11 protein-coding genes and 4 pseudogenes are annotated in these 14,105 nt (G+C 62.0%); 3 read left to right on the top strand and 12 right to left on the bottom strand.

Annotated features, from left to right (window positions below):
* Window positions 1–362: 362 nt before the first annotated feature.
* Window positions 363–476, top strand: a pseudogene (locus tag D3872_RS03030) (NADPH:quinone oxidoreductase family protein); the annotation flags it as partial.
* 346 nt (window positions 477–822) lie between these two features.
* Window positions 823–1,635 (top strand): annotated as a pseudogene (locus D3872_RS03025) (NADPH:quinone oxidoreductase family protein); the annotation flags it as partial.
* Between the two features lie 79 nt (window positions 1,636–1,714).
* On the opposite strand, the pseudogene yoaA reads toward D3872_RS03025, so the two are convergent.
* Both yoaA and D3872_RS03015 read right to left on the bottom strand, forming a co-directional pair.
* Window positions 1,715–3,723 (bottom strand): annotated as a pseudogene (gene yoaA, locus D3872_RS03020) (DNA repair helicase YoaA).
* Between the two features lie 78 nt (window positions 3,724–3,801).
* The gene (locus D3872_RS03015; protein ID WP_119809417.1) at window positions 3,802–4,002 is read right to left on the bottom strand and encodes a YdcH family protein; all 201 of its coding nucleotides are present in this window, start codon (window positions 4,000–4,002) and stop codon (window positions 3,802–3,804) included.
* 223 nt (window positions 4,003–4,225) lie between these two features.
* Here D3872_RS03015 and D3872_RS03010 point away from each other — a divergent pair, with 223 nt between their 5' ends.
* Complete coding sequence (locus D3872_RS03010; protein WP_119809416.1) at window positions 4,226–5,032, top strand: PP2C family protein-serine/threonine phosphatase; 807 nt, start codon at window positions 4,226–4,228, stop codon at window positions 5,030–5,032.
* A gap of 36 nt (window positions 5,033–5,068) precedes the next feature.
* On the opposite strand, the gene D3872_RS03005 is transcribed toward D3872_RS03010, so the two are convergent.
* The 10 genes and pseudogenes from D3872_RS03005 to D3872_RS02965 form a co-directional block, all read right to left on the bottom strand.
* The gene (locus D3872_RS03005; RefSeq protein WP_147373774.1) at window positions 5,069–5,401 is read right to left on the bottom strand and encodes a hypothetical protein; all 333 of its coding nucleotides are present in this window, start codon (window positions 5,399–5,401) and stop codon (window positions 5,069–5,071) included.
* 76 nt (window positions 5,402–5,477) lie between these two features.
* Window positions 5,478–5,582: pseudogene (locus D3872_RS26255) on the bottom strand (VOC family protein); the annotation flags it as partial.
* Window positions 5,583–5,910: 328 nt separating this feature from the next.
* Window positions 5,911–6,237, bottom strand: a complete 327-nt coding sequence (locus D3872_RS25175) for a hypothetical protein (RefSeq protein ID WP_147373773.1) — start codon at window positions 6,235–6,237, stop codon at window positions 5,911–5,913.
* Window positions 6,238–6,447: 210 nt separating this feature from the next.
* Window positions 6,448–7,038, bottom strand: a complete 591-nt coding sequence (locus D3872_RS02995) for a hypothetical protein (RefSeq protein WP_147373772.1) — start codon at window positions 7,036–7,038, stop codon at window positions 6,448–6,450.
* Between the two features lie 49 nt (window positions 7,039–7,087).
* Entirely contained in the window at window positions 7,088–7,726 is a 639-nt protein-coding gene (locus D3872_RS02990; RefSeq protein WP_119809413.1) for a hypothetical protein, read from the bottom strand.
* 25 nt (window positions 7,727–7,751) lie between these two features.
* Window positions 7,752–8,849 carry a cell division protein ZapE gene (zapE, locus tag D3872_RS02985; RefSeq protein WP_119809412.1) on the bottom strand — a complete coding sequence of 366 codons (1,098 nt, stop codon included), beginning with the start codon at window positions 8,847–8,849 and terminating at the stop codon, window positions 7,752–7,754.
* A gap of 57 nt (window positions 8,850–8,906) precedes the next feature.
* Entirely contained in the window at window positions 8,907–10,340 is a 1,434-nt protein-coding gene (gene lpdA / locus D3872_RS02980) for a dihydrolipoyl dehydrogenase (RefSeq protein WP_119809411.1), read from the bottom strand.
* Window positions 10,341–10,354: 14 nt separating this feature from the next.
* Window positions 10,355–10,693 carry a PspC domain-containing protein gene (locus D3872_RS02975; RefSeq protein ID WP_119809410.1) on the bottom strand — a complete coding sequence of 113 codons (339 nt, stop codon included), beginning with the start codon at window positions 10,691–10,693 and terminating at the stop codon, window positions 10,355–10,357.
* A 167-nt stretch (window positions 10,694–10,860) separates the two neighbouring features.
* Window positions 10,861–12,108 (bottom strand): 2-oxoglutarate dehydrogenase complex dihydrolipoyllysine-residue succinyltransferase, encoded by a 1,248-nt coding sequence (odhB, locus tag D3872_RS02970; protein ID WP_119809409.1) that lies wholly within the window; start codon window positions 12,106–12,108, stop codon window positions 10,861–10,863.
* A 62-nt stretch (window positions 12,109–12,170) separates the two neighbouring features.
* The coding region (locus tag D3872_RS02965; protein WP_119809408.1) for a 2-oxoglutarate dehydrogenase E1 component at window positions 12,171–14,105 on the bottom strand (1,935 nt) is incomplete at its 5' end.

Here is a 14,105-nt window from a genome sequence, read left to right as displayed (position 1 = left end):
GTGTCGATGAACAGCTCGTTCTCGTTGTCGAAATAGGGTTCCAGGTAGCAGCGGATGGCGTCCGACAGCGCGGTCTTGAAGCGGTTCATCAGCTCATAGCGGCCATGGGCGTAACTGAAGAAACAGCCATAACGGATCGCCATTGCAGCCTCCTCTTTGCAATACGCCAACGGGCGCCCCATCGACGACTCTAGCAAGCTCGACGTTCACGGCCTTGTGCGTGCACAAGGCACACCGGCCGCTGCAAGCCGCCGGTCCGGCATGCGCAAACTCAGGCATAATCGAATGAGACGACCGTACTATTTTTCAATAAATTTGGATTAGAGACGCGAATGAAAGCCGTTGTGTGCAAAGCGTGAGGAATGCCGGACAGCCTGGCGGTCGAAGAGTTGCCGGACCTGGTGGCGGGGCCGGGCCAGGTGGTGGTGGACGTCAGGGCGGCGGGAGTCAATTTCCCCGACGTGCTGATCATCAGAATTGCTCCGAGAAACCCTGTACTTCAGGGCAGGGAGTGAAAGGAGCCGGGCGCGAAGCGCCCGCAGCCGTCCAAGTGAAAAAATGTTTTGAACTTTGGTGTTGGTCCACGGTCAAATTTCATAAGTGCTTCAGTATGCGATTACGCGCTGGGGCATGATTTACTCGTACCGCTTTTTCCAATCCGCAGTCGCCTTAGGCGAGGTCGAGAGATATCCTGCGAATTGAATAAGAAGCTGGGCTCTTTCAGTCCGGCTTCCGTCTGGGGCATCAGACGCCAGCAGTGGGAATCCCCTTTCGTTCACGAAGGGGAGGATGTCAACCAGGGCAAGTGCCAGTTCACTCGCGCCGGAGCTGCCGTTCACACCGGGGAACGAACTGTCCGGCGTGATCCGCGAGGTCGGGCCGGACGTGGCCGGGTTCAAGGCGGGCGACAAGGTGATCGCGTTCACCTCGCACGGCGCGTTCGCGCAGCAGGTGGTGGTGCCGCAGCAGGCGCTGATGCCTGTGCCGCCGGGGATGGACTTCGACACGGCGGCGGCGATCACCCTCACCTACGGCACCTCGCATCACGCGGTGGTCGACCGCGCTGTGCTGAAGGAAGGCGAGACCATGCTGGTGCTGGGCACGGCCGGCGGCGTGGGACTGGCGGCCATCGAGATCGGCAAGGCGCTGGGCGCGCGCGTGATCGCGGCGGCTTCGTCGGAGGAAAAGCTGGCGGTGTGCCGCGAGCATGGCGCGGATGTAACGATCAATTATGAGACTGAGGATTTGCGCGAAGCGGTCAAGGTGGCGACCGGGGGCAAGGGGCCGGATGTGATTTACGATCCGGTTGGGGGGAAGTTTGCCGAACCGGCGTTCAGGTCGATCGGGTGGCGCGGGCGGTACCTGGTGGTGGGGTTTGCCAATGGGGAGATTCCGAAACTGCCGTTGAATCTCATGCTGCTCAAGGGCGCGTCGCTGGTGGGCGTGTTCTGGGGCGAGTTTGCGAAACGTGAGCTGAAGGCGAATATGGCGGCGATGCGGCAGTTGATGGGGTGGATGGCGGAGGGGAAGGTACGGCCGCATATCTCCGCATGCTACAAGCTGGTAGATACGGCGCAAGCGTTAAACGACATGGCCGCACGCAAGGTAACTGGCAAAGTCGTTATTAATCCGTAGGGCGGATAAGCGAAGCGCATCCGCGTGCAAGCGTCACGTTGACGCATGCACGCGGAGGCGCTCTTCGAGCTTTTCCGCCCTACGAAGGTTTCGATTCGGGTCTGAAAAAATTTATCACATCCGCCTGCTCGCGCGTGCGTTTAAACGGCGGTAGGCTTTGCCACACACGCCGCCCATACGACTTCGAAATCACACGCGGATCGCACAGCATCAACACCCCGCGGTCGGTCTCGTCTCGTATCAAGCGCCCCGCGCCCTGCTTTAGATTGATGATCGCCTCCGGCAAGGTGTGGTGCATGAACCCATTCATGCCCTGCTTTTCCATCACATCGATGCGCGCCGCCAGCACCGGGTCGTCCGGCGGCGAGAACGGCAGCTTGTCGATGATGACCAGCGACAGTGCGTCGCCGCGCACGTCCACGCCTTCCCAGAAACTCTGGCTGCCCACCAGCACCGCATTGCCCGCCGTGCGGAAGGAATCGAGCAGCTCGGTGCGTCCACGCTCACCCTGCACGAACAGCGGGAAGTCCAGCCCGCGCGCAGCGAACTCCGTGCGCAAACGTTCGGCCACATGCTTCACCGCGCGAATCGTCGTGCACAGGAAGAAGGTGCGACCACCCGCCGCCTCGATCACCGGCAGTGCGCAGTCGACCACCGCATCGGTGTAGCCGAAGGCATTAGGTTCGGGCAGCCCGGTCGGCACATACAGCAATCCCTGCTGCTCGTAGTTGAACGGGCTTGGCCAGGTCCTGGCTTCTTCGCCGGCCAGGCCCATCTGGTCGGAGAAGTGCTTGAAGTCGTTCTTCACGGCCAGCGTCGCCGACGTGAAGATCCAGCTGCGCGGCGTACCTTCACGCTGGTTGGAGAAAATCGGCGCGATCGACAACGGCGTCTTGTGCAGCTGCAGCGCGGACGAAAACGCCTCCACCCACAATACCGACTGGTCGCCCTCGACCACTCTGCCCTTGGCGTCGGGTTTCCACGCATCGAGCGCCGCGCCCAGTTCCACCGCGCGCACGCGGCACTGCTCGATGGATTCGGCGCGCTCGGCCTGCCCTTCCAGCACGTCGATCATTTCGGCCAGCTTTTCCTTGAGCGTATCGAGCGACGGGAAGAACTCGGACGACGGCGTGATCTGCGCCAGCGCGAGGCGCATGATGTCCTGCGGGAAGGCCAGGCGCAAGTCGCGCGCGGCCTTTTCGACCACGGTGACCACCTTGGCCCAGTCCGGGCCGCCGCGCGCGTGCGCCAGGCCTTCGGCCAGCACATCGCGGCACAGCTCCAGCACCTGCGAGGTCGATACGCTCTGGCCGAAGAACAGCGTGGCGGTGTCGGGCAGCTGGTGGGCTTCGTCGAAGATGATGGTATTCGCCGACGGCAGCAGCTCGGCCACGCCGGTGTCCTTGAGCGCCACGTCGGCGAAGAACAGGTGGTGGTTGACCACCACCACGTCGGCCTGCTGGGCCTCGCGGCGCGCCTTCATCACGAAACAGTCCTGGTAGTACTGGCACTCCGCGCCCATGCAGGTGTCGCGGGTTGAGGTCACCAGGTTCCAGATCGTGGCGTTCTCGGGCACCTTGGTCAGTTCGGCCTTGTCGCCCGAGCTGGTCATCTTGATGAAGCGCGACAGCTCGCGCAGGTGACCGACGTCGTCGCGCGAGGTCAGGCGGCCGTTGTTCAGTGTGCGTTCGAGGTGGTAGTGGCAAACGTAGTTGGAACGGCCCTTGAGCAGCGCCACCGACACCAGGTGCGCGCGCGCGCGGCGGCGCACGGTCGGGATGCTAGCGCATGAACAGCTGGTCCCTGCACGGTTCTTGGGCCGGTCGAGATGATCGTCTTGCCGCCCACATCAGCGCCGAACCAAGGTTAAAGGCGAAGGTCTGCCGGTGGCCGGTGCCGGCCATCGGCGATTTCAAGGGTCTTAGTGGTCGCGCCGATGGCCTCGCGATCGACTTGGCCATTCTCGGTTTGCCGAGCGGCGCGGGCTGAACTTGGCCGACACGAAGGCGAAGCGGAGCCTCCGCCGGAGCAGGCGGTCGATCTCGGCGTCAGTCCTTGCCTGCTGGGACGGCCGGGAATGGGCGCTATTGCCGGTTCGCCTTCAGGCGAGGCCGGGACTGGAGTATGCTCGTCAAAATGGATGGCAGCAGGTAAGGCGAAGGCTAATCAGGCCGGGACGTCCGGAACCAATTGCATTTTCAGCAGGGTGATGTGGTCTTTCAACTGCAGTTTACGCTTTTTCAGGCGGCGCATCTGCAACTGGTCGCTATGCCCGTCCTCGGTCAGCCTGTTTATGACCGCGTCCAGGTCGCGGTGTTCCACGTCGAGTTCGACTAGGCGGCGCTGGATTTCTTGGACATCGGTCATGTGTGGCGTTCCCAACGGTTTGTTTCAGAACTGCTAAGGTTGCAGCACGCTTGGAGCGCCATGCATACAATTGGATACAAATGTTTCGGGCGGACAACGATAACGGCTTGCAACATCTGACCTTCCCGGTGCATAGTTTAATCTACACAGACGTTGCCGCCAACATAGATCGACCCGCAAGCCCCGTAATTGCGGCTGACGCAGCCAGGAAACAACTGACGAGATGAGTTCATACAGGATCGAAGCCGGCACCGCCCAGCATATCGGCAGCCGGGCCCAGCAGAATGACCGCGCCGCCCTGTTCAGCGGCGCGCGCGCACCGGGTTATGTGCTGGCCGTGCTGGCCGACGGCCAGTCGGGTGGCCCCATCGCGCCCGAGCAGGTGCTGCACACGGCCAAGCTGGTATTCGACGAATTCAAGCCGGGCGACAGCACCAGCGTCGAGCGCCTCGAACAACTGCTGCGCGACATCGTGCACGAGTCCCATTTGGTCATCAAGATGAACGGCGTCACCACCGGCACCGAACCGCACTGCAGCTTTGTCGGGCTGGTCATCACGCCCCAGGGCCAGGCCGTGTGGGCCCACGTCGGCGATTCGCGCCTGTACCGCTTTGCTGGACGTCAGTGCCAGGCGCGCACCAGCGACGCCGCCTACCTGCAGCACCTGCTGGACACCACCAGCCTGACGCCGGACTCGGCAAGAATGCACCGCCAGTCGGAGCTGTTGAACAATGTGCTCGGCAATGTCAACAAGGAGCCCTTCGTCGTCACCGGCAGCCATGAGGCGCTGGCAGCGGGCGATTCATTCCTGCTCTGTTCCGACGGGCTGTGGCAGTACTTCACCGATCCCGAACTCGGCGCCGCGCTGAACAAGAACACGCCACGCCAGGCGTCCGAACTCTTGATCAACAAGGCCATCGAGCGCGCCGCCGGCAAGGGCGACAACTGCACGATGGCCATGGTCAAGCTGGTCAATCCGCCGAAGGAAGTGCAGAATTACACGGTGCAGAAGATGCGCCGCGCGGTTTGACGGCTGGTCACCCGTCGAACTGGAAAGCCCGGCGCCTCAGCGACTAACAATAACGGCAGCGAGTACCGCAAACATCACGAGCGGAGTCAGCATAACGAGAATGACTGCGGCTCGCAGCCCTGACGCCCAGCGCGAGTGGCGACCCGTCGTTTTGTACAGCCAGTACGACCAAATTGACGCGGGAAACGCGAGCAACAGCGCCAGCAGATAGCCAAATCCATATCCGTACAGGATTAGCAGGCCAGCCCCCATGGCGGCGGCGCCGCGGTATCCGCTGGTGGCGACAATAAGTCCAAAGGTTGCCGTGATCGGCGCCAGACCCACGGCCATTAGAACGCTCGATGCAAGCAATTGATGTCGGGTGCTCACTTTAACTCCTAGCCATTTCTTGGAGGTGATGCACCCGCGCGATCGTTGCAGCCCATGTGCTGAAACTTGCCGATGGTTACTGCATTGAATGCAGGCCAATCATGTTGCCTTCAGTATCGATGACCAGCGCAATGTAGCCGTACTCTCCAATGGGGAATTTTTCCTTTTCTATCTTCCCGCCGGACAAATATTACCCGCGGACTGCTGCTGTCGAATGCTAAATCCATAGCGACAGTTGCCATATGCTGCCACGGAATTGTCGTTAATACAATCGATGGATCGGCGTGCAACCGTCCACTCCTGGCCGGTTACAGACGTTCTGCTAAGCCGCTTCCGTCGGGCGCTGGGTGTTGTCGATTGATGGCTTGCTCGCTTTCGCACGATATTGGCCGATACTGCACGATAGCGCTCCGAAACCGCACGATTCGCACGCGAAATCGAACGAAAGTCGCACGAAATCAGCCGAAAACAGTCCGATTTCTTACGATTGAATACAGTAAACGTTCTGTCTAAACGTTGACGCCCTCATCAATAAAATCGTTCAAATTCGGACCGAAATCGTGCGTTCTCGGACTGAAATCGTGCAAAAGCGGATGCAATTCGCGTGATCTCGCGCACTTTTCGTGCGGTTCCGCGCAAATTCGTGTGATTCCGTGCTTTCGGCGCAAAGGCTCGACAAGCCGCTCTTGGCCTAGCGGCTGCGGCCGTCCATTAATTGCATTGGCCCTGTCAAAGCTGGTTTCAATGACGGGAGCGGACGCGGCGGCAACAGCCGTGGCAGTGGCGCCCAGGCAGCACAGGCATAGGGTAGACAGGATTAGTACGGCCTTGGTCATGGTTTCTCCGTAAAAGAAGATGCCAGTATTGCGGCCCGCTGCTGCACATGCACCTGATTTGCGACGAATCGCGATAGGGGTCGACGAATTTGCAAACTAGCGGATCCGCTGCCTCGCATTCGCTTTTATATTGCTGCCATTGGACAACGGAATACGCTGCCGCCCGCGATCTGACGCCTGCCCGCCCTTCGAACTGAAAATTGCGGCGTGTCAGCGAACCGCGACGACAGCCAGCCCGGCAAATATAACGAGCGGACTCAGAACAACGAGGATCACGCTGGCGCGCAACCCTGACGCCCAGCGTGATCGGAGCCCCCCCGTTTTGTAGAGCCAATACGACCAGATTGACGCGGGAAACGCGAGCAACAGTGCCACCAGACAGCCCAAGCCATATCCGTAAATGATTATCATAGCGGCCCCCATCGCGGCATCGCCGCGGTATCGGCTGGCTACGGCAATATAACCAAGCAGTGCCGCGATCGGCCCCAAGCCAATGCCCATTATGACGTTCGAGGCAATCAAGTGAAATCGGGTATTTGCTAAAAGTCCTGCCACTTTGTTCGCTTGAGCCTTGTGAGCGGGCGCGGAAACATGTGTTGAACGGTTGCCGAACCGAATCGCGAAAAAGATGGAGATGCCGGCTCCAATGGCACCGAAGAGCATAACCAAGACCAAAAATCTCAGGATCATTAGCAGTCGCTCGTCCTGATAAGCGCTTAACCCTTGGACGATTCCTAATGCGCCATAGGCGGCGACCAAAACAATCGCAAGCGCCATCAACCAAAGCCACCTTTTCTTCACGGCACCTATCATATCGCCTGCCTCAAAGTTTCCCGGGTAGCAAACCGGTTTACTTGGACTCCGCTGCCTGCTTCGCCCTGCGTTCCTCGCGCTCAGCCTGGCGCCGCTCCGATTCCTTGCGCTTTTCCTCGAACTGCCTGACGTTCTCGGCACGCTGGGCTTGCGCCGCGGCGTCCTTTTCGGCCTGGCGCTTCACCTTGGCCGCACGCGCCGCGTCGCGGTTAACTTTGGTGGCTTTCGGCGGCGGCGGCGCCGTTTCCTCTATCGGCTCCGGGCGTGGCGGGCGCGCCGCCAATTCCGCCTGCCTGGCCTGGTCTTCCTTCTCGGCCGCCGCCAGCTGGCGGTCGCGCTCATCGGCCTTTTCCTTGCGCTTGAAGTGTTCCGCCTCGATCTCCACGGCGCGCACCACCGCCAGTTCACTGCGGCGCTTTTCCTTGGCCCTGTCCAGGCAGTTATTCACGAAGAACTTGGTGTAGCAAACCTGTTCGCTGGCCGCGTATTCCGCCTCGATCGCGGCGCGCCGTGTGGCGGCCGTTTCCAGCTTGCTGTCGGCTTCGGCAACCGAGTTGGACTTCGGCGCCACGTGCTGCACATTCGGCGGCAGCAGCACATACGAGCAGGCCGACAGCGCGGCCATGGCCAGCGCCAGCGCGGCGCTGCGGATCGGTTTTGCGAGCGGTCTTGCCATTGTTGTTTTCCTTGTTGGGCAGGTATCAGGCCAACGCATCGGCCGCGTCGCGGCGCTGTGCATCCATGTACTCGCGCGACTGCATCTCGATGATACGCGAGACCGTGCGGTGAAACTCGTTCGACAGCACACCTTGCGTGTAAAGCTGTTCCGGCTCCACTTCGGCCGACATTAGTAGCTTGACCTTGTGGTCGTAGAACACGTCGATCAGCCAGGTGAAGCGGCGCGCTTCGGACGACTGCGAGGCCGACATCGCCGGGATGTTCGACAGGATCACGGTGTGGAAGCGGCTGGCGATTTCCAGGTAGTCGTTCTGCGACCGTGGCCCTCCGCACAGCGTATGGAAGTCGAACCAGATGATGCCGCCGGCGCGGCGCAGCGAGCGGATTTCGCGGTGCTCGATGTGGACGATCGGGTCTTCGTCGGCGGTTTCGGCCACCATCGAATAGGCTTCGCGCAGCGCCTTGTCGGACTGGGCGCCGAGCGGCGTGTAGTAGGCCTCGACCTGTTCCAGCGCGCGCTTGCGGTAGTCGATGCCGGCGTCGACGTTCATCACGTCCAGCTTTTCCTTCAGGAGCGCGATGGTCGGCAGCATGCGGTCGCGGTGCAGGCCGTCGGGATACAGCTTGTCCGGGTCGTAGTTCGAGGTCATCACGAACGACACGCCGTTCTCGAACAGCGCGGACAGCAGGTTATACAGGATCATCGCGTCTGCGATGTCCGAGACGTGGAATTCGTCGAAACAGATCAGGCGGTACTTCTTGGCGATGCGCTTGGCCACCTCGTCGAGCGGATTGGCCACGCCTTTCAGGTCGTCCAGCTGGCGGTGCACGCCGCGCATGAACTCGTGGAAGTGCAGGCGCGTCTTGCGCACCACCGGCACCACCGAGTAGAAGCTGTCCATCAAAAACGATTTGCCGCGCCCCACTCCGCCCCACAGGTACACGCCACGCGGCACGTCCGGGCGGTTGATCAGGCGCTTGAAACTGGAGGAACGCTTCGATTTGAAATGCACCCACTCCTCGTACGCCCGCTGCAGGCGGTCGACCGCGCGCTGCTGCGCATCGTCGGACTTGAAACCACGCTGGGACAGCGCGTGCTGGTAAAACTCTTGGACGTTCATGGGAGGGGCAATGCGTGGAACCGGGCAGGCGCGAGGCCCGCCCGGTATGGTACTGATTTAGAAGTTCAGCGAACGCTTGTCGACTGCGAGCGCGGCTTCCTTGGTGGCTTCGGACAGCGATGGGTGCGCGTGGCAGATGCGCGCGATGTCTTCCGACGATGCGCGGAACTCCATCGCAACGACCGCTTCGGAGATCAGCTCCGAGGCCATCGGGCCGACAATGTGCACGCCCAGGATTTCATCGGTGGTCGCATCGGCCAGGAACTTGACCATGCCCGAGGTGTCGCCCAGCGCGCGTGCGCGGCCGTTCGCCATGAACGGGAAGGTGCCGGCCTTGTATGCCACGCCGTCCGCCTTCAGCTGCTGCTCGGTGCGGCCAACCCATGCGATTTCCGGCGAGGTGTAGATCACCCATGGAACGGTGTTGAAGTTGACGTGGCCGTGCTGGCCGGCGATACGCTCGGCGACCGCAACGCCCTCTTCTTCCGCCTTGTGCGCCAGCATCGGGCCGCGCACGACGTCGCCCACCGCCCATACGTTCGGCAGGTTGGTCTTGCACTCGTCGTCGACGGCCACGAAGCCGCGCTCGTCGAGCGCCAGGCCGACCGTTTCGGCGTTCAGGCCGATGGTGTTAGGCACGCGGCCGATCGAGATGATCAGCTTGTCGAACACCGCCTTCTGTGCTTCGCCCTTGGCGTCCGCGTATTCCACGGTGACGTTCTTGGCGCCCTTGGTGATCGCGCCGATCTTGCAGCCCAGGCTGATCTTCAGGCCCTGCTTGGTGAACAGCTTGTGCGCTTCCTTGGCGATCTGCTCGTCGACAGCGCCGAGGAAGGTCGGCAAGCCTTCGAGCACGGTCACGTCGGAGCCGACACGGCGCCATACGCTGCCCATTTCGAGGCCGATCACGCCGGCGCCGATCACGCCCAGCTTGGCCGGCACTGCGTCGATGGCCAGTGCGCCGGTGTTCGACAGGATCAGTTTTTCATCGAATTCCGCGCCTGGCAGCTGGCGTGCGTTGGAACCAGTTGCCACCACCACGTGCTTGGTGGTCAGTGTTTCGGTGGTCGGGCCGGTGACGTTGATGGTGTAGCCGCCGTCCGCGGTGCCGGCGAATGCGCCGCGGCCGTGGAAGAAGCTGACCTTGTTCTTCTTGAACAGGAACAGGATGCCGTCGTTGTTCTGCTTGACGATGGTCTCTTTGCGCTTGAGCATCTGCGGCAGGTTCAGCGCCAGGCCGGAGACTTCAATACCATGTTCCTTGAATGCGTGGCCGGCGTGCTCGAAATGCTCGGACGACTGCAGCAGCGCTTTCGACGGGATGCAGCCGACGTTGGTGCAGGTGCCGCCTGGCGCAGGCGCGCCCTTGGCGTTGGACCATTCGTCGATGCAGGCAACCGAGAATCCCAGCTGGGCAGCGCGGATGGCGGCGATGTAGCCGCCAGGACCGCCGCCGATCACGACGACATCGAATTGTTTTGGAGTGCTCATTGATTATTCCTTGATTATTCTTCGGGGACGAAAATCCACAGCAGAAGGTAGATCACAAGGCCGAAGCCGAACGAGATCGTGAACAGCGCAAAGACGAGGCGCCAGATCCACGAATCCATGCCGGACGCCTTGCCCAGGCCGCCGCAAACGCCGCCGATCCAGCGGTCGCTGCGCGAACGGCGCAACTGCGAAAACTCGTCGCCGAGGCTGGAGTTTCCGGCCGAGTGAGGCGGTTTGCCTGCCTCGGCGGAAGCCGACAGCAGGCGCGCCTTGGCCTGTTCGAATTCGGCGTCGGTCAGTGCGCCGGCCTGGTGCAGTTCGTGCAAACGCTTGATCTCATCGGAAATGTTCACTTGCGACCTCGTTAATGTAAAACGATACCAACTGCGGTAGGGCGTCGTTCCCGCGTACGCCTCGGCGGCCCCGCGGGAATCCATACTGAGTACGCAGCATCGCGAGCGTCGCGATCACCAGTGACTCAGCATAGGTCCCCGTTTTCACGGGGACGACGGGCCGGTGATTACAGGTCCAGCAGCAGGCGTGCCGGATCTTCCAGCGCATCCTTCATCGTGACCAGGCCCAGCACGGCTTCGCGGCCGTCGATGATGCGGTGGTCGTAGGACATCGCCAGGTAGTTCATCGGACGCACAACGACCTGGCCGTTTTCGACGACAGCGCGGTCCTTGGTCGCGTGAACGCCCAGGATGGCCGACTGCGGCGGGTTGATGATCGGGGTCGACAGCATCGAGCCGAAGATGCCGCCGTTCGAGATCGAGAAGGTACCGCCGGTCAGGTCGTCAAGGGTCAGCTTGCCGTCTTTTGCCTTCTGGCCGAATTCACCGATCTTCTTCTCGATGTCGGCGATCGACATCTGGTCGGCGTTGCGCAGGATAGGCACTACCAGGCCGCGCGGCGAACCGACAGCGATACCGATGTCGAAGTAACCGTGGTAAACGATGTCGTTGCCGTCGACCGAAGCGTTGATGATCGGGTACTTCTTCAGTGCCGCGACAGCCGCCTTGACGAAGAAGGACATGAAGCCCAGCTTGACGCCGTGCTCTTTCTCGAACTTGTCCTTGTACTTGTTGCGCAGGTCGATGACCGGCTGCATGTTGACTTCGTTGAAGGTGGTCAGGATCGCGTTGGTCGACTGCGACTGCACCAGGCGCTCGGCGATACGCGCGCGCAGGCGGCTCATCGGCACGCGCTCTTCCGGACGGTCGCCCAGGTTGGCGACTGCAGGCGCCGCGACCTGCTGCAGCGCAGGCTTGGCGGCCGCTGGCGCAGGCGCCGGTGCCGCTGCAGGCTTGCTTGCAACCGCTGCCAGGGCGTCGCCCTTGGTGACGCGGCCGTCCTTGCCCGAACCTTCGACCTGCGACGCGCTCATCGCGTTGTCGGCCAGGATCTTGGCTGCGGCCGGCATTGCCACGCCGGCCTTCGACTGCGATTCCGCCGGCGCAGCTGCTGCCGGAGCAGCAGCTGCCGCAGGCGCCGCCGATACGTCCAGCGGGCTGACCTTGGCCGAGCCTTCGGTGTCGATGATGGCGATGACTTCGCCCGCGACCACGGTGCCGCCGTCGCCCTTGATGATCTGGATGATCACGCCTGCGGCAGGCGCCGGCAGTTCAAGGACCACTTTGTCGGTTTCGATATCGATCAGGTTTTCGTCGCGCGCGACTGCTTCGCCCAGCTTCTTGTGCCACGACAGCAGGGTAGCTTCGGCTACCGATTCGGACAGTTGTGGGACCTTGACTTCGATTTGTGCCATGAAAAACTCCGTATTCTGTATTGTTTTGCGGCGCCCGCCGGTAAGCGGGCGCCAGTCAGTTTTTATTTAGTGAGAACGAAACCCTTGAGTTTCGCGAAGGCCGTCTCCAGCAGGTCCTTCTGCTGCGCGTAGTGCTTGTCGTAGTAGCCGACAGCCGGTGCGGCGGAAGCCGGACGGCCTGCGTACGCAAGGCGCTGGCCCGCGTCCATGTTCTCGAACAGGTTGTGCTGGATCTGGAACCATGCACCCTGGTTTTGCGGTTCGTCCTGCGCCCACACCAGTTCGGTCGCGTTCGGGAACTTCTTCAGTTCCGCCGCGAACGACTTGTGCGGGAACGGATACAGCTGCTCGACGCGGATGATCGCAGTGTCGGACTGCCCGCGCGTCTTGCGTGCGTTGACCAGGTCGTAGTACACCTTGCCCGAGCAGGCAACGATACGCTTGACCTTCTTGGCGTCGATCTTGGCGTCCATCTCGCCGATCACGGTCTGGAAGCTGCCCTTGGCCAGGTCGGTCAGGGCCGAACCCGCGTCCTTGTTACGCAGCAGCGACTTCGGCGTCATGATGACGAGCGGTTTCCTGAACTGGCGCACCATCTGGCGGCGCAGCAGGTGGAAGATCTGGGCCGCGCTGGTCGGCTGGACCACTTGCATGTTGTTCTCGGCGCACAGCTGCAGGAAGCGTTCAGGACGCGCCGACGAGTGCTCGGGGCCCTGGCCTTCGTAACCGTGCGGAAGCATCATGACCAGGCCGCAGGCGCGGCCCCATTTCACTTCGCCGGAGCTGATGAACTGGTCGATGACAACCTGGGCGCCGTTGGCGAAGTCGCCGAACTGCGCTTCCCAGACGGTCAGGGTATTCGGTTCGGCGGACGAATAGCCGTACTCGAATGCCAGCACTGCTTCCTCGGACAGTACCGAGTCGATCACGGTGAACGGCGCCTGGGTGTCGGACACGTTGCACAGCGGGACATAGGTACCGGCATCCCAACGCTCGCGGTTCTGGTCGTGCAGCACGGCGTGGCGGTGCACGAAGGTGCCGCGGCCGGCGTCCTGGCCGGTCAGGCGCACTGCGTAGCCCGATGCGACCAGCGATGCGTAGGCCAGGTGTTCGCCCATGCCCCAATCGAGGTTGGCGTCGCCGTTGCCCATGGCAGCACGGTCGGCCAGCACTTTCTCGACCAGCGAGTGCGCCTTGAAGTTTTCAGGGACGACGGTGATGCGCGATGCGAGGCGCTTCAGTTCCGTCATCGGCACCGCGGTGTCGGCGCTGTCGGTCCACTTCTTGTTCAGGAACGGCAGCCAGTCGACCGCGTACTTGTTCTTGAAGTCGGTGATGACCGGGTCGACCGTGTGCTTGCCGGCGTCCATGGCGTCGCGGAAGGCCGCGACCATCTTGTCGCCGTCGTCTTCCTTGATCGCGCCCTGCGTCACCAGCTTGTCCGCGTACAGCTTGCGGGTGCCTGGGTGCTTGGCGATCTTCTTGTACATCAGCGGCTGGGTCAGCGCAGGGGTGTCCTGCTCGTTGTGGCCCAGCTTGCGGTAGCAGATGATGTCGAGGACCACGTCCTTCTTGAACTGCATGCGGTAGTCGAGCGCGATCTGGGTCGCCAGCACGACCGCTTCAGGATCGTCGCCGTTGATGTGCAGGACCGGCGCTTCGATCATCTTGACGACGTCGGAGCAGTAGGTCGTCGAGCGCGAGTCGCGCGGGTCGGAGGTGGTGAAGCCGATCTGGTTGTTGATCACGATGTGAACCGTGCCGCCCGTGCCATAGCCGCGGGTCTGCGCCAGGTTCAGGGTTTCCATGACCACGCCCTGGCCTGCGAACGCGGCGTCGCCGTGCACCAGGATCGGCAGCACTTGCGCGCCGTCCTTGTCGCCGCGGCGGTCCATGCGCGCCTTGACCGAGCCTTCGACCACAGGGTTGACGATCTCGAGGTGCGACGGGTTGAACGCCAGCGACAGGTGCACTGGGCCGCCCGCGGTGGAGATGTC

The organism is Massilia cavernae (assembly GCF_003590855.1).
Classification (GTDB): domain Bacteria; phylum Pseudomonadota; class Gammaproteobacteria; order Burkholderiales; family Burkholderiaceae_D; genus Telluria_A; species Telluria_A cavernae.
Note: the sequence above shows the minus strand (reverse complement) of the source record. Positions and strands in the feature narration are given on the sequence as shown.